Raw genomic sequence first — 23,887 nt, forward strand, 5'->3', positions numbered from 1 at the left:
GTTGGTTTTGCAGCCTAAAGGCTAATTTCCGCAAGCCTTTAGGCTACCAAGCTCGCGAAACGGCTGGAATGCGCTCAAAGATTTAAGCCTATCCAAGCTTTGATTTCGAATTGGGAAACAGTCTGCACGCAAATTCCGGAGTTGACATTAGTCTCAAAAAAAATAAAATGAGAATCGTTATTATTTGAGAATGATCTTATTTCTTGGCTTTTTGGAGCCGCATATCTCGAATAGCGATCAATAACCGACGGACAATAACTGTCGGTTCGTAAAATCTTAGCCACCCAGCATTCCCAGCCAGGCAGCCAGCACTATTTATTCAGTTACGGGAATACTATGTCTGCAAACCATTCGACCACGAAAAAAACCACCCCTGCCAAGTGGCGCTTGGGGGCTTTATTGCCGCTGGGCGCGGCTCTGAGCGGGGCGGCATTCGCCGCTGACCCGGCCGCCGACGTAGCGGCCAACAATGATCAAGAAGTGGTTTTGGAAGACGTTAAGGTCAAAGCCAACCGCGAAAAACAGGCCATTCGCTTCAAAGCCGACACCTCGACCACCGGCAGCAAAACCGAGATGGCGCTGCGCGACATTCCGCAATCGGTCAGCGTGGTAAAAAAAGAACTGATCGAGTCGCAAAACGCCTTCAACCTGCGCGATGCCTTACGCAATGTCAGCGGCCTGACCATTGCCGCCGGCGAGGGCGGCCGTACCGGCGATTCCATTACCTTGCGCGGCTTCGCGGCCAGCTCCGACCAATATCTGGACGGGGTCAAAGACAACGGCCAGTACACTCGCGACACCTTTTTCATCGAAAGAGCCGAAGTGCTGAAAGGCGCATCGTCAATTTTATTCGGTCGCGGCGCCACCGGCGGCGTGATCAATCAAGTAGCAAAGAAGCCCACCGGTAAAACCGGGATTAACGGTAGCTTTACTTATGGCTTGTACGATTTCAAACGCACCGCCATCGACGCCGAAACCCAATATCAAGATTTATCGGCCCGGCTGAATGTAATGTACCAGGATGCCGACTCCTATCGCGACTACAACTACAGCAACCGTTGGGGTATCGCGCCTTCGTTCAAATGGGACATTAGCGCCGATACCGATTTGACGCTAAATCTGTTGCACCAGCAGGATGAAGGCGTGTTCGATTACGGCGTGCCTATGTATCGAGGCCGGCCGGCTGGCGTGCCTATCAACACCTTTTACGGCTTTACCGATAACCGGATGATGGACACCGATGTCAATGTGGCCACCGTGGCGTTAACCCACCGTTTCAACCAGGATTTCTCGGTTAAAAACACGGTCCGCTACGGCGATTACGAACGTAAATACCTGACCCATCTGTATTCCGGCGCGGCGGCCTATACCGGCGCCAATGCCGGCACCATCGCCCGTTCGCAAGCCTTGCGCCTGAATACCCAGGAAAACATCTACAACCAAACCGACTTTGTCTACAAAAAGCCCTTGTTCGGCTTTAACAATACCTTGATGTTCGGTAGCGAATTCGGTTGGGAAGAATACGATTACAAATCGAAAAACTCGACTGGCGTCAGCCGGGTGTCGATATTCAATCCGCGCCTTACCGCCAGTACCACCGGCTTGGCGTACGACTTCAGCGGCACGCTGGACACCAGCCGTCTGACCCAAGCCCAAACCTACGCGGGTTATGTGTTGGACCAATTCGAGATCAATCCGGAATGGAAATTACTGGCCGGCACCCGCTACGATGTGTTCGAGGCGCAACAGACAGATCGGATAGGCAGCGCCGACTTCAATAGCAGCGTCGATCAATGGAGCCCGCGCGGCGGCATCGTCTGGCAGCCCAGCAAAGCTCAGTCTTACTATTTCAGCTACGGCAAGTCGTTTAATCCGTCTGCGGAAAGCCTGAGTTTGTCGGCCAACAACGCCAACCTGCCACCGGAGCAGAATCATAACTATGAGATCGGCGGCAAATGGGAACTGTTCGACGGCAAATTATCGGCCACCGCCGCCCTGTTCCGCCTGGAAAAAACCAATGCCCGCACCACCTCGCCGCTGGATGCCAATCTGCAAATCCTCGCAGGCGAACAAAGTACGGACGGCTTCGAAGCCGGTCTGGCCGGCGAAGTGTTGCCGAAATGGGATGTATCGCTGACCTATGCGTATCTTGACTCGAAAATCAGCAAATCCACATCAACAGCCACCGGCTCGGTCAGCGGCTTAGTGAAATCGTTCGAGGGGATGACGGCCGTCAACGTGCCGGAACACAGCGGCGTAGCCTGGAGCACTTATCATCTAACAGACAACTGGGAGATCGGCGGCGGCGTGTACTACGCCAGCCACCGTTATGCCGACAGCGTCAACGAAGCGGTATTACCGGGTTACGCCCGCCTGGACGCAGTGGTGGCCTATCATCAAAAACATTACGACGTGCAACTCAACGTGTTCAACCTGACCGATACCGTCTACTACGAATCCGGACAAACCAACTCGGCCTTGCCGGGCACGCCGGTATCCGGGCAGTTGACGGTGAGCTTTAAATACTAAACTCGACGTGTGCGAACGGTTAAACAACATCCGCTATTGGTGAGATGGTTTAACCGTTCCGCCCAATCCGCAACCCCCTTATTTGCAATTGCCATAGCCCGCTTTTGGACCCCGACTCATGAACACCGCAACCGACTCATTATTGACGCCAGCCAACCGCCCGCCCAAGAAAACCAACGGCGGCTACTTGTTTTTACCGAAAAGTCTATCGCGCGGCGCCTTTCTGAAATGGCTGCGCCGCACCCATGCCTGGTTCGGGCTGTGGGGCGCGGCGTTGGGCTTGCTGTTCGGCTTTACCGGGATTTTAATGAATCATCGTGACATCTTGAAAATTCCGATTGGCCGCATGGAACAAAAAGAAATTCAGCTGGCCTTGCCGGAACCTCATCCCGCGGACCCAAAAGCAATGGCAACCTGGCTGGGTGAAACGCTGAGCATCGATACGTCCCACGCCAAAATCCGCAAGGAACCCGGTAAAACCGTGACCTGGAACAATCAGCCGGTTCAACAGCCGGCCTCCTGGCAGATCAACGTGCGCAATCCGCAAAAACTGTTGTCTGCCGACTATTGGGAAGGCAACGCCTTTGTCACGGTCAAGCAAGGCGAGGCCAACCTGTTGACCACTTTGAATAATCTGCACAAAGGTACTGGCATGGGCGTGGGCTGGGTGCTGTTGGTGGATACCTTGGCGGGCGGTTTGATCCTGCTAGCCTTAACCGGTACTTTATTGTGGACCAGGCTGCACGGCAACCGTTTGGCCGCCGCCGGCTTAGGGCTGGGCTCCATGAGTTTGGCGGTGTTTTTTGCCTTGCAAGCCATCTCGGGTTAGACCATGTTGATCCAAATTCCAGAAGTCCTATCCCCTGCCGAACTACAACAGCTCGGCGATATGCTGGCCGACGCGCCTTGGGCGGATGGCCGCATCACCGCCGGCAGCCAGTCGGCACAGGTTAAAAACAACTGGCAACTGCCGGAGCAAACCGAGCAAAGTCAGGCCGCCCGTGCCATTCTGCTGAATGCGCTGAATCGCAATCCCCTGTTTCTGTCGGCTGCTCTGCCGAAAAAGATTTTCCCACCTTTGTTCAATCGTTATGCCGGTGAACACAACACCTTCGGCAACCACATTGATAACGCCATCCGCCACTGCCCGATCAGCGGCGAACGGGTGCGCACCGATTTGTCGGCGACGATTTTCCTGGCTGAGCCCGACAGCTACGACGGCGGCGAACTGGTCATCGAAGATACTTACGGCGAACACGCCGTGAAGCTCGCGGCCGGGGACATGCTGCTGTATCCCGGTTCCAGCCTGCATCGGGTGGAACCGGTGACGCGCGGCGCGCGGCTGGCTTCGTTCTTTTGGCTGGAAAGCATGGTGCGGGAAACCGAACGCCGCCGCCTGTTATTTGAAATGGATATGGCTATCCTGGAATTGCGCAACACCCAAGGCGACACCGCGCCGACCGTCAACCTGACGGGCTGTTACCACAACCTGCTGAGGATGTGGGCGGAGGTGTGAAACCCTCCTGATAGTTTATTCCGGCTCCTATATAGACCCAGTATCGTCATCCCTCGAACGCGGTAACCTTAGCGCAGCTCTTTTGGCCCTGGGCGGCGCGGGGCCGCTGATATATCAGGACCGGGTAACAACAAACTGCGTCAGCTTAAGTCCTCGTGCCACTGCCGTTGGCATAGCGCTGAAAACTTTATCTTCATCCCGCCCGCCAACGACCAACGGCATATCCCCTCCTCCCCTATTTGGCCCTCACGCACAGCACATTCCATCGCACCTGTGAGCGCAGAACGCTGTCCGTCAACAGATTGACCTATTGACCAGCCTTTTCTTGCGTTCACCATTTCTATTAAGGCGGGCAGCATGATACTTGCGGGCCGGAATGGCCAGCACCTTTAAGCCCCTGACAAAGTAGAATGCATAAATGCTACAAAAACTTTGTGATAAATCGATGCTGCGCTACATTTGCAGCTGAAGAATTAACCCGAGAGACACGCTGTCTCTTGCTATGCCCCATTTGCTACAGAATGAAAAATACCTTTTACCCCGTTTGGATAGGCGCGCTGTGCTTGGCTATTCATACGGAGATTGCTTCGGCCGATACCGATTTAACCGAGTTGAATTTAGAAGAACTGCTATCGGTAAAAATCACATCCGTTTCCAAAAAAACCCAAGCGCTAGGCGATGCGGCGGCGGCGGTATTTGTGATTAGCAACGACGACATAAAACGCGCCGGCGCCACTAACATTCCTGATGCGCTGCGTCTGGCACCCGGTATTGACGTGGGCCGCATCGACGCCAACAAATGGGCCGTCAGCTCGCGCGGTTTTAATGGCCGGTTTTCCAATAAATTACTGGTGCTGATCGACGGTAGAAATATCTACACACCGGCTTTCTCGGGTGTGTATTGGGAAATGCAGGATGTCATGCTGGAGGACGTGGAGCGCATCGAGGTGATTCGCGGCTCCGGCGCAGCGCTATGGGGAGCCAACGCCGTGAATGGCGTGATCAACATCATCACCAAACATGCCGCGGATACCCAAGGCGGCTTACTCAGCGCCGGCGGCGGTAGCGAGGAACGCGGATTCGGTGCATTCCGCTATGGCGGCAAACTCAACGAAAACACCAGCGGCCGCGCCTATCTCAAAGGTTTTGATCGTGACTCGCTCAGCAGAGCCAACGGCCAGCCAGCCGGCGATGCCTGGAGCAAAATGCAAGGCGGCTTTCGCATCGACTCAGACTGGTCGGCCGCCGACTCCGCCACCGTACAAGGCGATGTTTATCATAGCAATTTAAACCAGCAAATCGGATTAGCTACGTTCACCGCGCCTTATCGAGAAACGATTGCCGACCAGGTACAAGCCACCGGCGGCAACTTGCTGGGCCGTCTACAACACCGCATCTCCGATACGTCAAATTACGCCCTACAACTGTACTTCGACAGTTACGACCGCAGAGAAAGTTTTATTGAAGAAGAGCGTTATACCGGCGACGTCGATTTTCAACACCGCTTTGCGCTAAACGACTGGAACGACATCATCTGGGGAGCGGGTTATCGGTATACCTATACCAAAGAAAACCAAGTGAAGCAGACCTTAGTTAATTTCACGCCACCTCAACGCGGCGAGAGTTATTTCAGTACCTTCTTGCAGGACCAATTAACCTTGGTGGACGAGCAACTATGGCTGACGCTGGGTTCCAAACTGGAGCACAACGATTACACCGGCATCGAAGTGCAACCCACCGCCCGCCTGCTGTGGGGACCTGACCCCAATCACCGGCTGTGGGCCGCTATTTCCCGAGGCGTGCGCATTCCGTCGCGGGTGGATGCGCATATGGAGTTAATCGGCCAAGTCGTACCGCCGCTGACCAGCCCCAACAGCACACCTTTACCGCTCGCCCTCGCGGTAACCGGTTCCAACGCTTACCAATCCGAAGAGGTGCTGGCCTACGAAACCGGCTATCGATACACCCCCAGCAACAGCTTCTCCCTAGATGTATCGTTGTTTTATAACGATTATCAAAATCTGCGCTCCTATCATCCTGGAGCGATAGACCCGGCAAATGTGCCGTTTTTTATCAAACAGCCTTTGATCATCGACAATACCGGCAAAGGCAAAACCTATGGCGTGGAAACCGCAGTAGTTTGGAAAATGCTGGATTGGTGGCGCTGGGACCTGAGTTATAGCGTGTTGAAAACCGAGCTGACCAGCAATCCCTATTACCAGGAAGCAGTATCGCCGCAGCACAAAACCTCGTTGCGCGCGATGCTCAATCCCATACCGGACATTACCCTGGATGCCTGGCTGCGATATGTGGACAACGCCAGCGCCTTTACCTTAAGCGGGCCGGCATACATTAAAGCCTACACCACCCTGGATTTGCGTCTGGCCTGGAAGCTCAATCAAGCCGTCGAATTATCGCTGGTCGGCCAAAACCTGTTGGACAACCAACATCTGGAATACATTCAGGAAACTTTCACCCAGGCTGCCGAAGTGCAACGCGGCGTTTATGGCAAAGTGGTTTGGGAGTTTTGAGTTTGTAGTAAAACAACTGCGCCGAGCTAGTAAGCGACACGGCCCTTGAACTTACCAAAGCAGTAATACCGCTCAGCGAACCAAGTCCGGCAACTGGGCTCCCGCCTGTGCGGGAGCGACAATATTTGAGTACGGATCACTGATCGCTGGTTTTTAGGCAATGTGCTTCCTCGTGCGGCAGGCCATCGACAAGTTCGCCGGCCAGATAGGCGGCCACTGCTTGCAAAGGCGATGTCTCGCTGGTGGTATGCAGCTCAGTATTTCTCTCCAGCAGGTTCCGCTTCACCCCGTCTCCCGCCGACCCGGCAATCGCCACATCAACATAATGCAGCGGATGCCGATTGCCGTCGCCGCGCACATGCCATTCGTGCAGGCTGCCAATCTCAGTTAAATCGAGCGTCCAGGCCAAACTTGCCTCAGCTGCATTTCCGGCAACATAGACCAGCCAGCGCGATGCCCGGCCGGCATGCGGCGCAATATTCCCCTCTTTTTCAACAGCCACGGCAATTAGTATTTCGTTCATCGATTCGGCACCTTTATAACCAAGAAAATTTCCTGTGGAGTAAACGCCCTCATGTCGAAATAGTCAACGTTAGCGTCAGCCGTTAGCTAATTCAAAGGTACGTCCCGTAAGTCGTCATTTCGGCAGGGATTGCCGAAATCCAGACTGCATGGATAGCTAGAAGCTTGCCGTCCATGGCGCTGGATGCCCGCTCTTGTGCCCTGTGGCTTTTTTTGGGCTAGCTGAGCTATTGCACCGCACCAAGCGCCGCGCCAGGCTTTATAAACCGCAAGGTCATTCGATCACTTTCGCCGATCGCGGCGTATTTATCCCTATCCTTGCTGCCTTGGCTGAATGCCGGCGGCAAGCGCCACACGCCGCCCTCGCGGTCTTTGCTGTCCAACGGGTTGGCATTGATCTCGCTGGCAGCCTGCAATACAAAGCCGGCCGCACCGGCCCAGGCAATCAGCTGATTTTGGCCGATATACCCCGAAAAATCGTCGTCCGCCACATCGCCGTTTGCCCGATGTTCGACCAGCCCCAGCGTACCGCCAGGTTTAAGCACGTCGAAAAAACCTTTGAACATCAATGCCACGCTATCCGCTTCCCGCCAGTTATGGACATTGCGGAACGTTAGCACCACATCCGCTGAAGCGGGTGCGCCAAACGTCGGCTTGGCTTCGTCATAAAGCCGAATCTCCGGACTACCGTATAGGCTTGGTGCAGCACGCAATTTGCGCTCAAGCGCGTTGAGTTGCTTTGCATAATAATGCTTGGCGCTGTTCTTGACGGCACTCTCAGGGTTTATCACCGCGGCGATGTAATGGCCGTTTTCCCGAAGCAAAGGTGCCAGAATCTCCGCGTACCAACCATAACCCGGCGTAATTTCGATCACAGTCTGCTGAGGATTCACGCCGAAGAATGTCAGCGTTTGCAACGGATGCCGCCAGCTGTCGCGGGCGACGTTGGCAGGGTCGCGCCACTTGCCGGCAACCGCTGCTTCCAGTGTCAATACCGGCTCAGTGCCCGTCGCTGTGGAATGTGCGTCCTCCGACGCAGGACAGGCAACCAGAGCGGCGATAACTGCGGTGGCAAGCAGTATTCGAATCACAGTCGCTTCAGCCCTCTTTGCATTCGGCTTATATTCAAGGCAATCCAAAAGACTCCGGCTTTTTAATGCACAGTGCTTCAAAATCAGCCAACGGTATCGGCTTACTGAACAAGTAGCCCTGATATAACTGACAGCCTTGCCGTTCCAAGAATGTCAACTGCTCTTCGGTTTCAACGCCTTCGGCGATACTTTCGATACCCAAGTTATCGGCCATGCCGATGATGGTTTGCACAATCACCGCATCACTTTGGGATACCGTAATATTGCGCACGAAGGACTGATCGATCTTCAATTGGTCTATCGGTAACTTGGTCAGATAGTTCAGCGACGAATAGCCGGTGCCAAAATCGTCCATCGAAAAACGCACGCCAAAATCACGCAGTTGCTGCATCTTCACAATCGCATCGTCAATGTCATCCAGCACCAAACTCTCGGTGAGCTCAAGTTTCAGCCGATTGGGGCTCAAATCGCAGCGCGCCAGGGCAAGCCGCACTTGCTCCACGAAATCATCCTGATGAAACTGTAGGGCGCTGACATTCACAGCAAGCTGTAACTCAGACTTAAGCGGATCGTTTTCCCAGGCTTTGAGCTGCGCACAAGCCGAGTCCATGACCCATTTACCAATCGGCAAGATCAAGCCAGTGTCCTCGGCCAATGGAATAAATTCCGCAGGCGAAACCAAGCCGCGCTCGGGATGGAGCCAACGTATCAAGACTTCTGCGCCAAGAATCTGACCGGCGCGGTTGACCTGCATCTGGTAATACAGCACCAATTGCTGCTCGCTTAGCGCCACACGCAAATTGCTTTCCAATACCGCGCGGGTTTCCAAAGCGGCCTGCATCACCGGATCGTAAAACAGCAGCTTGTTACGGCCGCCGCGTTTGGCTTGGTAAAGCGCGGTATCGGTGTATTTCAGCAATTCCTCTGCCGTAATATGTTGGTTGCGAAACATGCAGATACCCATGCTGGCGGAGCAATGGTGATCGTATCCCTGCAACGAATAAGGCTGATTAATGGCAGCAAGGATTTTACCAGCCAGCATTTTGGTATGGGCAGACGCACGGGTTTCGTCCGCACTTAGACTGTTCAATATCATCACAAATTCGTCGCCGCCCAGCCTGGCGACGGTATCGCCTTCACGCACGCATTCTCGCAGACGCTGGGCAACCTCGATCAGCAGCAAGTCGCCAATCGTATGGCCTTTGGTGTCGTTGAGCGCTTTGAAGTTATCCAAGTCAATAAACAAGGCCGCACCATGCTTATCATGCCGGGCATTGGTGACTATGGCTTGTTGCAGACGGTCGTAAAGCAGACGGCGATTCGGCAGATTGGTTAAGGGATCGTAAAACGCTAGGCGCTCGATCTCGGCTTCCGCCTGTTTTTGAGCCAACGCGCGGCTGAAATTTTCCAAGGCAAAGTTAATATCCATGGACATTTCGACCAACAGGTCGCGCGCCGCATCGTCGAAGGCGTTCGCTTCGTCAGCGTACAGTACGAATGCGCCGACCGCCTGATCGTTTTTGAGTAAAGGCAACGCAGCCGACGCCGCCCAGCCGGCGCGCAAGCCTTGTTCGCGCCACGGCACGGTCATCGGATCGTTAATAAAATCCTGACACCAGCAAGGGCGTTGTTCGCGGATTGCCACGCTGGCGGGACCGCGGCCGAAAGCACTGGCGGCATCCATGCACATATCGATAGTAGCCAACTCTTCCGCGCCTTCCCCAAAACTGGCGACCGGGCGTATCGAACACTGATCGGCCGCAAACACGCCAACCCAAGCCATTTTCATACCGCCAAACTCCACGGCAGCACGGCAAATTTCCAGAAACAGTTCGGTTTCGTCGGCACTGTGGACGATGGCTTTATTGCAATGACTCAAGGCCGCATAGAGCTGCATGTGGCGTTGGACTTTCGCTTCTGCTGCTTTACGCTCGGTCACGTCGCGGGCAATGCCGAGTACGCCTATCGGTTTGCCGTCCTGATTCAATACCGGTGTCTTCAGAGTTTCGAACAAGCCGTAGTAACCGTTATCAGCGAAAGTCAGCCATTCTTCGTTGGCGCAAACCTTGCCGGCGGCCAGCGCTTTGCGATCATGGTCCCGGAAAAAATCGGCCAGCTCCCTGGAAGTAAATTCGTAATCGGTCTTGCCGACGATGTCGGCTTCCTTGGCGCCGTATAAGCGTTCGAATTGCAGATTGCAGCTGATATACACACCCTGCAGATCCTTTAACCAGACCAGATCGGGAATAGTCCGCAGCAAGGTGTGCATGAGGCTATGGGCTGCAACCAGATCGTTCAGACTGACTCTGAGCTTTTTCTCGCTCTCCAGGAGCTGGTGGCTACGCTCTTCCACCAACTCTTCCAGATGATTGCGCAGCCGGTCGATTTCCAAATGTGTGCGCACGCGCGCCAGCAGCTCCTCACGTTGATACGGCTTGGTGACAAAGTCCACCGCGCCCAGCTCAAAGCCTTGGACTTTTTCGTCCGGGTCCGACAGCGCACTGATGAAAATAATCGGCACATGGCGGGTATCCGGATGTGCTTTAAGCAAACGGCAAACCTCAAAGCCGCCCATACCCGGCATCAGAATATCCAGCAACACCAAATCAGGCGGATTGGCAGTAGCAAAATTAACAGCCAGCTCACCGTTTATCGCCGAGCGCACCTCGTACCCTTCAGCCTTAAGCAGGTCCGACAGCAACTTCAAAGACGCCGAAGTGTCGTCAACGACCAGAATTTTGCCTGCATTTACCATGATGTTTTAGTTAGTTCCCAATACATTAAGAATAGTCGGATATTCATAAGCTTCGGCAAGCCGAGTCAATGCAGCGGCCACCCGCAGATCGTACGCTGCAATCTGTTGAATAATCCCGCCTATACGCTCGCTGTCCAGATTATTCACCGCCAACTGCAAATCCTCGCGTAAATTCTGCGGCACGACCGACAGCATCTCCGGCGTCAAAATCACGTCCTCCGGCATGATTGCCGGTGAGTCTGCATAAACATAGCGCACGCCCAATAGACGGGTTAGACAGTCGTAAATTTCGTTGGCCCGGAAAGGCTTACAGATTAAGTCGTCCATGCCGGCCGCCATAATATCCGCCCGTTGCTCGGTGAAAGCCGACGCCGTGACCGCGACGATCTTCACCTGCTTGCCACCCGGCAAGCTTCGAATGATTCTGGTCGCCTCCAAACCATCCATGACCGGCATCTGTATATCCATCCAGATTAAGTGTGGCTGCCAACTTTGGAAACATGCCACGCCCAACTCGCCGTTCTCGGCTACCTTAACCTGAAAGCCCACGGCCTCCATCAGATTCACCAGCAATAATCGATTCTCCAGCTGATCTTCGATTATCAGAATCCGATAATTATCCTGCCCCGGCATCACGCCCAGCACCATGCGTTCTTCCAATCGGTACAAATCGGTAATATCGGCGGCCTGCGCCTGCTTCAGCGGTACATCAATGCGAAACAGCGAACCTTGCCCCGGTGCACTCTCCAGACTGATGGAGCCCTTCATTAATTGCACAAATTGGCGGGTGATGCTTAAGCCCAGCCCGGTACCTTTGTTGTCGGCCAGCTGTCCTATCTGCACAAACGGTTCGAAAATATGCTTTTGGTCTTCAGCGGCAATCCCAGGACCGGAGTCCTCAACTTCAATCAGCAAATGGGCGATGGCGTTGTTCTTGGTGGACAAGCGTATGACCACCCCGCCTTGCTGGGTAAATTTCAATGCGTTGCCCACCAGATTGATCAATATCTGGCGCAAGCGGGCCTGGTCACCGATGATATAGCGCGGAAATGAGGAAGACTGATCGACGACTATTTGCAGGTTTTTCTCGGCCGCGCGTACCTGCATCATCTTCATCACATCCAGCACCATTTCCCCCAAATCGAATGGCGCATCTTCCAACTGGACCCGGCCCGCTTCTATCTTGGCCATTTCCAGCACGTCATTAATCAAATTCAACAAGTGCTCGCCGCTACGATTGATAATTTCGACGTTGGCGCGATCACCGTCTTGTAGCCGGGCATTTTTCAGCAGAATGGCGGAAAAACCGAGAATCGCGTTCATCGGCGTGCGCAATTCGTGGCTCATGTTAGCCAGGAATACACTCTTGGCTTTATTCGCCGCTTCGGCGGCATCGCGAGCCAACAGCAATTCCGCCGTCCGTTGCTGCACAGTGTTTTCCAACTCGTTTCGGTAGCGCATCAGTTCGTTTTCTGCGCGTTTGCGATCAGTGATGTCGCGGGCAATTTTGGAAGCCCCGACAATTTCGCCTTTTGAATTTCGCAACGGCGACACCGTTACCGAAACGTCAATCAATTGCCCATCCTTACGGCGGCGGATCGTCTCGTAATGCCTAATCGATTCTCCCCGCCTGACTCTATCCTGAATTTCCCGCTCCTCATTTTGGCATTCTCCGGGTATCAAAATAGCAATCGAATGACCGACGATCTCGTCGGCCCTATAGCCAAACATGCGTTCCGCACCCTTGTTCCAGCTGGTAATGACGCTATCGAGAGTTTTACCGATAATGGCATCTTCAGTGGATTCAATGATCGCGGCGTATTCCGACAACAATTTCTCGGCGTTTTTGCGCTCGCTAATATCCCGGCAAATCGCCAGATTGTATGTCTTGCCATCAAACTCAAAACAGTTACCGGTCACTTCCACCGGGAAAACCCGGCCATCACGTGTCCGGTGACTGGTTTCGAATTGCATTTGGCGACTCACAGACAGCACCGGCCAAAATTTCTCCCACACGTCCGGCGACCAGCTGGGATCAATATCAAACACCCCCATACCGCGGGTAAGCTCATCTCGACTGTAGCCTAATCGGTTGGCGGCCCCCTGATTCGCATAAAGAAATTTCGGATCGTTCCCCGGCATCAGGAATATGGATTCCTTCACTTGATCCAGGGCATAAGTCAGCAATTGCAGTTGGTGCTGCGCCTGTTTCCGCTCGGTCAGATCGTAAACCAAGCCAACGAACCCGCTAACGGCGCCGCCCTCCCCCTGTAAAGCCGTTATAGACAGATTGACCGGCACGCGCGTCCCGTCCTTGCAGATAAAAGTCCACTCGTTTTCTTCGCGTAGACCCCGTTGAGAATGCGCGGTAAACACTTCGAATCCCGGATTAATCAAGACACCCAGTTCTGCAGACAATGTCTGAGCACGCCGTTGGATCTCGGCTGCATCGTGCCAAAGTGCCGGGGTGTGTTGGCCTATCAACTCGTCGGCCGTATACCCCAACAAGCGCTCCGCGGCTAAATTGAAGCTGGTAACAGTGCCGTCGGCGGATGTAGAGACGATGGCATAGGCCGCGTTGTCCAAAATCGTACGATGAAAGGTGTTAAGCCGGGACAATGCCATTTCACGTTCTTCAACCGCTTCCAACATGGCGTTGAAGCTTTCCCCCAAGCGCGCCAATTCATCGGCGCCGACAACAGGAACCCGGTGCCGGTAGTCGGCGGACAGCCGAACCCGCTCCGCAGCGACGGTTAAGGAAGCAATCGGCTGAATGATAGTCCGCCGCAGCACCGCCAGTTGCCCTAAGGTAGCGGCCAACAGCACCAGCATACCGGCACCGAATAACCAGAGCAGCTGGTGAGTTTGCTGACTCAATTGCTCCAAACCCATCACGATGCGCAAGCGCCCGCCTTTGCCTAAACCCTGCAGTAACTTCGCGGTATCGTGGTTTAGATAAATGCCATCGGCTAAGGTTGGCATACTCCGCGGCGGCTCGGAGGCAGTGTGGTTGAGGCTGGCCAGCATCCGCCCGTCATCTAAAAAAATATCCGCCTCTTGAATTTGCGGATTGGCGCGCAAGGTATCCAGCACTTCCTGAGCCCGCGTGGGATCTTCGAAAGCCACCGCAGCCTCTGTGCCCACAGCGACCAACTGCGCGTATGGCTCCATGATCTGCCGCACGCGCTGTTCCAGGGTCATACTGTGAAACAGCGCCAGCCCCGCCACAGCCAACACGAACGCCAACAGGGCCGCCCCCCAGAGCACTGCCGCAAGTCTGTTGTAAATAGTGGCTTGGATGGACATGACTTATCTCATTCGGCGCAGCTCGCCGTTTTCCAAAATCTCACTGGACACTTCCAACATTTTGGTCTGAATCGTCAAGGAAACCGCTCGGGCTTGATCGAGGTTGACGCTCATCCGCACCCTATCCGTCACTTCAAATCCTATGACTCCACCATCCGGCAAGAATTCCGGCTCGTCACTGACCGTCAGAACCGGTTGCTGTTTCAACACCGCCAGCGCCGTGCGCCGCTTTGCGGCATCCGCATAAGCCATGAAAACAATCTGACACGGCGGCAATTCTGCCACCGTGGCGGCGCGAACAATGACAAAGCTGCGGCCCTGCTCCGTTCGTCCGCGCAAGGTGGTTTCTAAAATATCGCCAAACGGATCGGGCCCCAAAACACCGATACACCAAGGCGCATTTCCGGCGGGAAGCGCCTGTTTCGGCCAGACCACGTAATGGGCAAAATTACGCAGAAAGGCCGCTTTTACTTTATAGGGGTTATCGACTATCACCTCCTGGCCGACTGCCAAACCCGGCAGCAACAACAGGGCAGCAAGCCAAAGGGCCGCCCTGGCATGGCGCCTCGGACATAGCTTATTGCCTGCACATTGATCGCAAGCCCCTGATGAATTAGCACTCAACACCGCACTCCTTGCGTAACACATCCGGCATAGCGCCCAACATCGGCAATGCCCAATGCTAACCGGCTTGCCGCTGCGAAACAGTACCGATAATCGGCTAGTGTCATAGTCTTAGCCCCGGTATCAAAACTTCACCGAAAAGTTGATCATCAACTCGCGGGGCCTGCTGCGGCTGCTTTGCGAAGGCCGGTATTGTTCGTCCAGCAGGTTTTTGCCCATCAGATCCACGCTCATACTATGCCCTCCCACTTCCCAGGTATAACCGATGAGGGCGTTCAACAAGGCATAAGTTTGCCGCGAGCTAGCCGGACTATCGGGTAACAGAGTCTGATCGAAGACCAGATTGACGCCGCCGCCCAGATGCAGGCCGCGTAGCGCCTCAATGCTAAAGTCGTAACGTGTCCAAAGGTTGGCCAGATGCGGCGCGCTCATTTGCAGCGGCGCGTTGTGGAAGCGATTGACGTTCTTGTAGTTAGCCAGCCCCGCCGCATCGAGCGTGCCGGGGTCTTGGGCGAGGATGGCATGGTCCTGACCGCTGAATTCGGTGATCCTGGCATCCATATAGCTGTAGGACAGATACAGTTGCCAGTCGTCTGTCAGTTTAGCGGTGGCGTCCCATTCGATGCCTCGGGAACGCTGTTCACCGCTTTGCAGACCGTAAATGGTGATGCCGCCGGCGGAATTGGTCAACGCCATATCGTTGACGATGTTTTTATTTAAGATCTCGAAGTAAGTCAGCGTGCTGGATAAACGACCGTCAAACCAGTCCGCTTTAATGCCGACATCGTAACCCCAGCCCTCAGTAGGCTTGGGAATCGACGTGCTACCGTCCAGATTGTTGGCCGGAAAAGTGCCCGGCACGAACGATTCCGCGTAGCTGGCGAACAACGACCATTCCGGTGTCAGCTTAAAGAGCAGCCCGTATTGGGGCGTGACCGCGCTTGCGGTGGCGCCCTGTGCTTGGCCGGTCAGGCGGTTTGTGTATTGGCTTTCTGTTGATGTCCAGCGCCAACCGGCCAACAGCAGCAAACGGTCATCGAAAAAACCGAAGGTAGAGCTGCCGTAGACCGACTTGTCGACAGCGTTCACGTTCTCGTCGGTGAGGCTGGTCGTCAGCCGGGATAAGGGTATCGCCGTATGCCGGTTCCAGGTATTGGGATTGCCGAGATCCCACAAAGGCAAAGGCGAGGCGGTGGGATTGCTGCCCAAGGCCGGATCGTTGGGTGCCTGGCCGGCGGCGCGATGGAAGTTGCGGTCAATGTATTGACCGCCCAGCAGCAAGCGCAGACTGGCGAAGCCCAGGTCATACTTACCCACGCCTTGCAGTTCTATCGTGTCGTCACGGTTGCTGTAGGCTTGCTGCCTGACTCGGCGACCCTGCATCAACGTCGTGTTATTACTCATGCCCAAGTTACCGGTAAACAGCGCATCGACATCGTATTCCAGATGCGAATAGCCGGTACGCAGATTCCAGTGTTCGTCGGCCTTAAAATCTATCCAGGTACTGAGATTGTGGGTGTGGCTACGCCGATAGTCGCTGTAAGCCATGCTGTTCCAATTGTCGGGCAAACCCGGCACATCGACGCCGGAAAGGTTGGGGTCCGCGGCAGTGGGCAATACCCCGGCCTGCGTGTTGTAGCCGGGCTTTTGCATGAGTTGGGGCTCTTCTATTTTTTCGAAGTTTTCGTATTTTACCGAGACACTCAGGCGGTCGCTGGGTTGCCAAAGCAAAGAAGGCGAGATGTTCCAGGAATGGGCATCGTAGGGCTCCCAGTAATGCATATCCTGATCATAGGAAGCCGCCAGCCGGTAGAACAGGTTTTTTGTAGCCGGTCCCGTCACGTCAACATCGAAACGATACTCGCCGTAGGAGCCGTAACGCCCATCCGCAGCAGCGGCAAACCGGCGCTGCGGGTTTTTGGTGATGACATTGACGATACCGCCCGGCGCGACCTGACCGTACAGAAACGATGCCGGCCCCTTGACCACTTCAAGCCGCGAGATATTGGTGAAATCCAAAATGGACGGACCGTGGACGCCGTCGCGCAACGTGTGAATATTGCCGCCGGCCAAAGAACCCACTGCAAAGCCGCGAATGGCCAAGTTGGCGTTGCCTTCGTTGAAGTCGTTGCTGCGATAAGTGACTCCCGGCGAATAGCGGGCTATGTCGAAAATATCCCGGGGTTTTTGATCCTTGATGAACGACTCGGTAAAGGCTTGGAGCGCAAACGGCAAGTCGCTGATCGGTGCATCGAAACGGGAGCCGGACACCGAATTCGAAGCAAGGTATCCGCTATCAAGCTGGGAAGACACATCGAACGGCGACACCTTGACATTCACCAGCTCCAGCAGATCCATATCCGCCACATCCCTGGCGGCCTCATCGGCCTGTTCAGAAAGACGGGTGTCGATAACAGCATCGTCAGCCGCTTTCAAATCAGTCGAAAACGTCCGGCCAGCCTGGGAATCGGCTTCGAAGTCTGCGCCGGGTTCCGCCGCCAGCGTTAAGGGCTGGCGCAGCACACTAAACACAAAAACCAGTCCGATAGACCAGCCGACGCCAAATTGAGACCCACAGTCTTTCATTTTGCATCCCCCCAGTGAGATTTATTAACCCGGCCCTTAAACATCGCCCACACCAGCCTGGACTTCGACGAGCTCAGCCCGGACGGCATACCCGCGACCAATAGGGCCGGGTTAATAACGCGAAGATCTAGTTATTTTTTTAAAACCGCGGGACAACACCCGCCGTTCACTAAACAGCTTAGTTCAGTTGGTAACGGAGGGCAATTTCTACGAACGTGGGGATGGGGTTTCTCGCCAGCACCCGGCGAGAAGGAAGAAACGACGGCTGGATAGGCTTGCCGCCGTCTATTTAGCCTGACTCAACACAGAGGCCAGGTTGACGCCCTTGGGACTAGAAATACACAAAATAATGGGGCCGACGCTGAGCATTGCCAGCTTGTTGACGGCACCGACAATGACGATCTGTTCGATCTCGCCCAAACCCAGCGAGGTTTCACCGTGCTGTGCAGCGCGAATGGTTTCCTGAATAATCGCCCCGAACGCATCCGCATCCATATTGGGCGCTTCCGCGGATTGGGCCAGAATCAGGCCGTCGTGGTAGGCTGCGCAAGCGCTTACGCCATTGATCTTGACCACTTTATCCACCACAGACTGCACGGCGTCGATGAATGCCGCGCGCTTTAAGCGGGTGGCTTCACTGACATTGACGATGTCGGCCGCAGGTTGCCGGCGCGCGGCGAGATAATCGTCGGCGAGCGTATCCAACTGCGCCAACTGCGATTCAAACCAATGCATATTTAAGCTCTAGACGGCGGTTAATTGGCCAGATAACTGGTAAACAATTTTTTCAATACCGGAATGGTTTCTTTTAATTCAAACCGCACCCGTCCTAACAACGCTTCCCGCTGGGTGACCAGAGCCAGAATAAAACCCGCGTCTATCGGCGTCGATAAAATGTAACCGTCGTTGTTTTCGCAGATCACCATATTGGTTAAATGATGGCCGACATGTTGCGCCGCTTTGGCCGCCGCGCCGAACACCACCTGCACCGAAGCACCGATGGCGTCGGTGTTGATTTCAAAATCGCGGTGAATATGCGTGACAAAGCCGTCGCTATCGACAATGGCCGCCGCCGACACGCCCTGGATGTTCATCAGATTGCGCAAGATGGAATCGATTTCGTTGTTCTGAGATTTTCGCGGATCGAGAAATTGGACATTACTACTCATGTTGCTCTCCTGATGCTTTTAATAATTATCAACCTACAGTAAATCGACGCGGATTAAACACGTCTTGTCGCCCAGCGCGTTGCACTTGGTTTCGGTGGCCTTTACATTACGATTGAAAAAAGTTTTAACGATACCGCCAACCATGCCGGCTTCGAAATGGCAAATAGGCGCCGACACATGATGAATACCGGCGCAGGAAACGCATTCGTCCACCCTTAACTCCAGCACGCCCGCGGACAAGTCCACTTTATCCGGCACCACCAAACCGATACTCAGCTGCCGGCACAGCAATTTGATTTTGCCGACATAGGTTTCCAGGTCTTTATCGATATTGGCGGCGGCAATTTGGCCCATCGCCAAACCCAAACTCTGGCCGGAATGATAAACCAGCGAAGGAGCACCCTGGCCTAATATGTCTTCTACGTTGGAACCCAAAGCCACCATGCGCAAGGCTTGAAACAAGCGAATGGGAATCAGCGGGCCCAGATCGTTGCGATTTTCGATATCGAACTCGCCGGAAATAATACCGTCGAGAATTTGCTGCTGGGCTATCTGATAGTCTGATTTACTGTTTTGTATCATAGCGTCTACCCTCTTCAATTCGGTTAATTATCCACACACTGCAATTCGACCCGACGATTTAAGGCCTGGCCCTCTTTGGTATCGTTCGGCGCCGCCGGATTTCTCATACCTTCCGATGCGGTGAAGATGGCTGTTGAGCCGATACCTTTGCCGACCAACAGTCTTTTAACGGCATTAGCCCGCGTCAAGCCCAACTGCACGTTGGCGGCATCGCTACCCAAATTGCAGGTATGCCCGGTTAGTTTGATCCGGCTTTGGCAGCTTCTGGCCGCGCTCAAAAGTTCGTTGCTGCTGTTCGCAGATTCCGGCGTTAATTTGCTGGAATCAAATTTGAAATACACGGTAAAAGACGGCGTGCCAGAGATTTGCGCCGCGGTATCCGGCGAGACTTTAGGAATACCCGCCGCGGTCGGCTCAGTAGGTAACTCAGGCATCGGATCCGATGTTTGCGGATTGTCGTTGCCGGATGCCGACTGTTGCGCCTCTTGCTTAGCAGCAATCGCTTGATCCGGTTTAGCGTCGGCAAGCAAGGTTGGAGCGGCTTCTGTTGAGGGCTGCGGCGCTTGGGTATCGGGGGTTGCCGGCTCAGGACCGGTGTCTGGTGTTGCCGGTTTATTCAAGGCTGAGGTCTGGGTAATAGCTGCCGGCTTTTGCGCTAAATCAGGCACTAAAACCGCCACCACGGCCAGCAAACCAATCACACCAAGCAACCACGGCACATTGCTGCGCAAGGGTTTTTTAAAGGTTTTGTCTGATTTGCCTTGCGGATTGGCAGAACTCAGCCGCGCTTTGTCCGTAGACGGAATAATGCCATCCAGGCCGTCGTGATCGAGTGATCGAGGTTTTTTCATGGAATTCCCTTAAGTTCCGTTTGCCAGAAGCCTGCTGAATATTTGCAGGGACAGTGTGAGCAAGCACCGACTTAAATTTGTTGGGCTATCATATGCAAGTTTTCCTGCAGAATCAAAATTGATGCTGGTTCAAATAATTAGTTCTTAGGATTTGACACTGAACTAATTCAGTGAACCCTGAAACCAACTTGACCCAGTAATCGAATACTTGCGAAGCAAATGATGATTTGCATCAACTTCGCTACACTTGATAATAACGATTACCAGGGAAGCAAGCCTGCTCAAGCAAGGATGATCAACATCCTGACATCGATTTCGAGAATCCGTTATGCCAGAAAAAACCACGCCACATTCGCCACAGACCAACACCAATACCGACCTGCCCAGCTGTAACCGTTGCCGAGACCTGGAAGAACTGGATTTCGATTTTAGTTTTGCCTATCAGCCCATCGTCAATTTTTTTGCCCGCACCGTTTTTGCCCACGAAGCGCTGGTGCGCGGTGTTAACGGTGAATCGGCCGCATCGATACTCGCCAAAGTCACCGATGCCAACCGCTATCGCTTCGACCAAAACTGCCGGATTAAAGCCGTGGAAGGCGCAGCGAGGTTGGGTATCCAGGAGTTTGTATCGATTAACTTCATGCCGAATGCGGTTTACCAACCCGAAGCCTGCATCCGCTCGACTTTTGAAGCCGCGCAACGCTACAACTTTTCCAAAGACCGCATCATTTTCGAAGTGATTGAAGGCGAGGATGTGTCCGACCGTCCGCATTTAATCAATATATTCACCGAATACCGGCGCTTTGGTTTTAAAACCGCTATCGACGACTTCGGCGCGGGCTACGCCGGCCTGAACCTACTCGCCGAATTCCAGCCGGATGTGCTGAAACTGGATATGGATTTGGTGCGCGACATCAATCTCAGCAAGCCCAAGCAGGCGATAGTGGGAGGGGTTGTGCAAATCTGCCGCGAACTCGGCATCGAAGTGCTGGCGGAAGGCATCGAAACCAAGGCCGAACGGGATTTTCTGCTGGGCTGCGGCGTCACGCTGTTTCAAGGCTATCTGTTCTGCAAACCCACATTTCAGGCTATCGGCCAAATCAATCCGGATGCCTGGTCTTAAGAGCAGACCCGCTACCTTAAAACTTGACTGCCTGGCGCTTGGCGCCCCAATCGCCGGGTAAAGGATTAAACACCCCGGCACAAGAACATCCGCAAAACCGGCAGTTGCCGGCGGCATCCAAATTCCAATCCGACAGTTCGTACCAATCACGACCGATCAAAATTTTCCCGCAGCTGTGGCAATAGGTGCTCTCCGCCGATTTGTCGTGAACATTGCCGACATAGGCGTAACGCACGCCGTTTTTCAAGGCAATGCTGCGCGCCAGCAACAATGTGGACCGCGGCGTGTGCGGGGTATCCGTCATTTTCCAATCCGGATGAAACGCGGTGAAATGCATGGGCACATCCGGACCAAGATGCTCGACCACCCATTGGGTCATGGCTTCCAATTCCGTCTCGGAATCGTTGGCGCCGGGAATCAGCAACGTGGTCAACTCCAACCAGACCGGGGTCTCGTGTTTTAAATATTGCAGCGTTTCCAGCACCGCTTGCAGATGGCCACCGGTGATCTTGTGGTAAAAATCCTCGGAGAAGGCTTTTAAATCGACATTGGCCGCGTCCATGTAGCGGTAAAACTCGGCGCGCGGCTCGGCGCAGACGTAGCCGGCGGTCACAGCCACGGACTTCAAACCCAGCTCCCGGCAGGCTTGTGCCGTATCGATGGCGTATTCGTGGAAAATCACCGGATCGTTGTAGGTATAGGCGACGCTGCTGCAAGCGTGCTCCAGTGCGGCTCGGGCTATTGCTTCCGGCTCGGCCCGGCTCATCAGCGTGTCCATCTCCCGCGACTTGCTGATGTCCCAATTCTGGCAAAATTTGCAGGCTAAATTGCAGCCCGCGGTGCCGAAAGAAAAAATCGGCGTGCCGGGTAGAAAATGGTTTAACGGCTTTTTCTCGATGGGATCGATGGCAAAACCGCTGGAGCGGCCGTAACTGGTCATCACGATTTGACCATGCAGATTCTGCCGCACAAAGCACAAGCCGCGTTGGCCTTCATGCATTTTGCAAAAGCGCGGACACAAGTCGCACTGCACCTTGCCGTCCGCCAACACATGCCAATAACGGGTGATTGCGGTATCCGCGCTGAGTAAAGTAGTCATGGCGATGCTCCTTGAACCCCAAGCATAAAATCGGGTCGTTATCGGCGAGAGTTAGCAGTAGAATAAACCCAAGATGGGCGGGGTATTCAATTTTTTGATGCGCCGCTATCCGCCCGGCTTCTGATCGTATTAAAACTTTAAAAAAGGATCAGCGCATGAATAGAAAACCCGCCGTAGCAGGACGGTTTTATCCTGCCCACCCCCAACAACTTCATGACGCAGTGTCCGGCTATTTGCAGGACCTACGCCCCACCGGCAAAGCGCCCAAAGCCATGATCGTGCCGCATGCCGGATACGTTTATTCCGGGCCGATAGCCGCTACCGCTTACGCCCGTTTAAAGCCCGCCGCAGCCAGCATTACCCGCGTGGTATTGATCGGCCCTTCGCATCACGTGGCGTTTCGCGGCTTGGCAGTCAGCAGAACCCACGCTTACACCACCCCGCTCGGCGATGTTGAGGTAGACCAGGCCGCTATCGAGGCCTTAGTGAGTTTGCCGTTTGTAGAATATATCGAACAAGCCCACACGCTGGAACACAGCCTGGAAGTACATCTGCCGTTTCTGCAATCGGTTTTACAGCAATTCACACTGGTCCCCATCGTGGCCGGCGACGCCAGTCCCGAACTAGTCAGCCAGGCGCTGGAGCTGTTGTGGGGCGGCGATGAAACCTTGCTGGTGATCAGTTCGGATCTTAGCCATTATCACGACTACGACACCGCCAAACGCCTGGACCAAGCGACTAGCCGAATGATAGAACAGTTGCAATACAATGAAATTTGCGGCGAGGCCGCCTGCGGTAAGGTGCCGGTCAACGGCTTGCTGAAGCTACTGAAACAAAAAGGTCTGTCTATTAAAACCATAGATCTGCGCAATTCCGGCGACACGGCCGGTAACAAACAGCAAGTGGTGGGATACGGTGCCTATGTCGTTGACTGAAACCTCGCAAAATCGCTTGCTGGCACTAGCCCGGCAATCCATAGTCCACGGCCTGCAAACCGGTCGGCCGCTAGCGGTTGATTTGGATGCTTATCCAGCGGAATTACGCGAAATCCGCGCGACTTTCGTCACCCTGGAACGCCGTGGCCAATTGCGCGGCTGTATCGGCATGCTGGAAGCGGTAAGGCCTCTGGCGGAAGATGTGGCCGAAAATGCCTTTGCGGCAGCGTTCCGGGATCGACGCTTTCCGCCATTAGCCGCTGGTGAACTGGCCGATCTTGACTTACATATTTCCGTGCTTAGCCCCGCCGTAGCGCTGACATTTTTGTCCGAAGCGGATCTGATCGCGCAACTGCGCCCCGGCATAGACGGCATCATCTTGCAGGAAGGCGCCCGGCGCGGCACCTTCCTGCCCTCGGTGTGGGAGGATTTACCCAACCCCACCGAGTTTTTACAACACTTAAAACAAAAGGCCGGCTTACCCGCCGCCTATTGGTCTGACAAGATACAAGCCTATCGTTATACCACCGAGATGTTCGGCTAGCAGTCAAGCGTTTTGTGCGCCGCCAACCCCTATAAATCCGGCCTTGGCGGCCTTTGATCTTGTTCCAAACCGACAACGAACATTATAATGGCGGCATTTTCGACTGATCCGGGCTCAGAGTTTC

The 23,887-nt window shown here is 54.3% G+C and carries 18 protein-coding genes; 7 read left to right on the plus strand and 11 right to left on the minus strand.

Features of this window, described 5'->3' with window-relative positions; all coding sequences use genetic code 11:
- The first annotated feature begins 336 nt into the window (after window positions 1-336).
- From DDY07_RS10940 to DDY07_RS10955, 4 genes are all read left to right on the plus strand, one after another.
- Window positions 337-2,529 carry a TonB-dependent siderophore receptor gene (locus DDY07_RS10940; RefSeq protein ID WP_171695913.1) on the plus strand — a complete coding sequence of 731 codons (2,193 nt, stop codon included), beginning with the start codon at window positions 337-339 and terminating at the stop codon, window positions 2,527-2,529.
- 118 nt (window positions 2,530-2,647) lie between these two features.
- A complete protein-coding gene (locus DDY07_RS10945; protein WP_171695914.1) occupies window positions 2,648-3,358 on the plus strand; it encodes a PepSY-associated TM helix domain-containing protein in 711 nt (236 codons plus the stop codon).
- A gap of 3 nt (window positions 3,359-3,361) precedes the next feature.
- Entirely contained in the window at window positions 3,362-4,045 is a 684-nt protein-coding gene (locus DDY07_RS10950) for a Fe2+-dependent dioxygenase (RefSeq protein WP_171695915.1), read from the plus strand.
- A gap of 521 nt (window positions 4,046-4,566) precedes the next feature.
- Complete coding sequence (locus DDY07_RS10955) at window positions 4,567-6,576, plus strand: TonB-dependent siderophore receptor (RefSeq protein WP_171695916.1); 2,010 nt, start codon at window positions 4,567-4,569, stop codon at window positions 6,574-6,576.
- A gap of 136 nt (window positions 6,577-6,712) precedes the next feature.
- Here DDY07_RS10955 and DDY07_RS10960 read toward each other — a convergent pair whose 3' ends face one another.
- The 10 genes from DDY07_RS10960 to DDY07_RS11005 form a co-directional block, all read right to left on the minus strand.
- Complete coding sequence (locus DDY07_RS10960; RefSeq protein WP_171695917.1) at window positions 6,713-7,099, minus strand: nitrogen fixation protein; 387 nt, start codon at window positions 7,097-7,099, stop codon at window positions 6,713-6,715.
- Window positions 7,100-7,325: 226 nt separating this feature from the next.
- Window positions 7,326-8,189, minus strand: a complete 864-nt coding sequence (locus tag DDY07_RS10965) for a class I SAM-dependent methyltransferase (RefSeq protein ID WP_367650869.1) — start codon at window positions 8,187-8,189, stop codon at window positions 7,326-7,328.
- A 34-nt stretch (window positions 8,190-8,223) separates the two neighbouring features.
- A complete protein-coding gene (locus DDY07_RS10970; protein ID WP_171695919.1) occupies window positions 8,224-10,944 on the minus strand; it encodes an EAL domain-containing protein in 2,721 nt (906 codons plus the stop codon).
- A gap of 6 nt (window positions 10,945-10,950) precedes the next feature.
- Window positions 10,951-14,250 carry a PAS domain S-box protein gene (locus DDY07_RS10975; RefSeq protein ID WP_171695920.1) on the minus strand — a complete coding sequence of 1,100 codons (3,300 nt, stop codon included), beginning with the start codon at window positions 14,248-14,250 and terminating at the stop codon, window positions 10,951-10,953.
- Between the two features lie 3 nt (window positions 14,251-14,253).
- Window positions 14,254-14,874, minus strand: coding sequence for a YfiR family protein (locus tag DDY07_RS10980; protein ID WP_171695921.1), 621 nt, complete (start codon window positions 14,872-14,874; stop codon window positions 14,254-14,256).
- Between the two features lie 123 nt (window positions 14,875-14,997).
- Entirely contained in the window at window positions 14,998-17,460 is a 2,463-nt protein-coding gene (locus DDY07_RS10985) for a TonB-dependent siderophore receptor (protein WP_171695922.1), read from the minus strand.
- 285 nt (window positions 17,461-17,745) lie between these two features.
- The gene (locus DDY07_RS10990; protein ID WP_101055203.1) at window positions 17,746-18,195 is read right to left on the minus strand and encodes a roadblock/LC7 domain-containing protein; all 450 of its coding nucleotides are present in this window, start codon (window positions 18,193-18,195) and stop codon (window positions 17,746-17,748) included.
- A 20-nt stretch (window positions 18,196-18,215) separates the two neighbouring features.
- The gene (locus tag DDY07_RS10995; RefSeq protein WP_033155353.1) at window positions 18,216-18,629 is read right to left on the minus strand and encodes a roadblock/LC7 domain-containing protein; all 414 of its coding nucleotides are present in this window, start codon (window positions 18,627-18,629) and stop codon (window positions 18,216-18,218) included.
- A 33-nt stretch (window positions 18,630-18,662) separates the two neighbouring features.
- Window positions 18,663-19,211 carry a V4R domain-containing protein gene (locus tag DDY07_RS11000; protein ID WP_051669630.1) on the minus strand — a complete coding sequence of 183 codons (549 nt, stop codon included), beginning with the start codon at window positions 19,209-19,211 and terminating at the stop codon, window positions 18,663-18,665.
- A 23-nt stretch (window positions 19,212-19,234) separates the two neighbouring features.
- Window positions 19,235-20,062 (minus strand): OmpA family protein, encoded by an 828-nt coding sequence (locus tag DDY07_RS11005; RefSeq protein WP_171695923.1) that lies wholly within the window; start codon window positions 20,060-20,062, stop codon window positions 19,235-19,237.
- A 328-nt stretch (window positions 20,063-20,390) separates the two neighbouring features.
- Here DDY07_RS11005 and DDY07_RS11010 point away from each other — a divergent pair, with 328 nt between their 5' ends.
- A complete protein-coding gene (locus DDY07_RS11010; RefSeq protein ID WP_171695924.1) occupies window positions 20,391-21,185 on the plus strand; it encodes an EAL domain-containing protein in 795 nt (264 codons plus the stop codon).
- Between the two features lie 16 nt (window positions 21,186-21,201).
- Here the strand turns inward: DDY07_RS11010 and amrS are convergent, their stop codons facing one another.
- Window positions 21,202-22,284: an AmmeMemoRadiSam system radical SAM enzyme gene (amrS, locus tag DDY07_RS11015; protein ID WP_171695925.1), complete on the minus strand. Its 1,083-nt coding sequence runs from the start codon at window positions 22,282-22,284 to the stop codon at window positions 21,202-21,204.
- Window positions 22,285-22,439: 155 nt separating this feature from the next.
- Between amrS and amrB the strand changes: the two genes are divergently transcribed.
- Window positions 22,440-23,219 carry an AmmeMemoRadiSam system protein B gene (gene amrB, locus DDY07_RS11020; protein WP_171695926.1) on the plus strand — a complete coding sequence of 260 codons (780 nt, stop codon included), beginning with the start codon at window positions 22,440-22,442 and terminating at the stop codon, window positions 23,217-23,219.
- Window positions 23,206-23,763, plus strand: coding sequence for an AmmeMemoRadiSam system protein A (gene amrA, locus DDY07_RS11025; protein WP_171695927.1), 558 nt, complete (start codon window positions 23,206-23,208; stop codon window positions 23,761-23,763). The genes amrB and amrA overlap by 14 nt, the downstream gene beginning before the upstream one ends.
- The last annotated feature ends 124 nt before the right edge of the window (window positions 23,764-23,887 follow it).

This window comes from Methylomonas sp. ZR1 (genome assembly GCF_013141865.1).
Lineage (GTDB): Bacteria > Pseudomonadota > Gammaproteobacteria > Methylococcales > Methylomonadaceae > Methylomonas.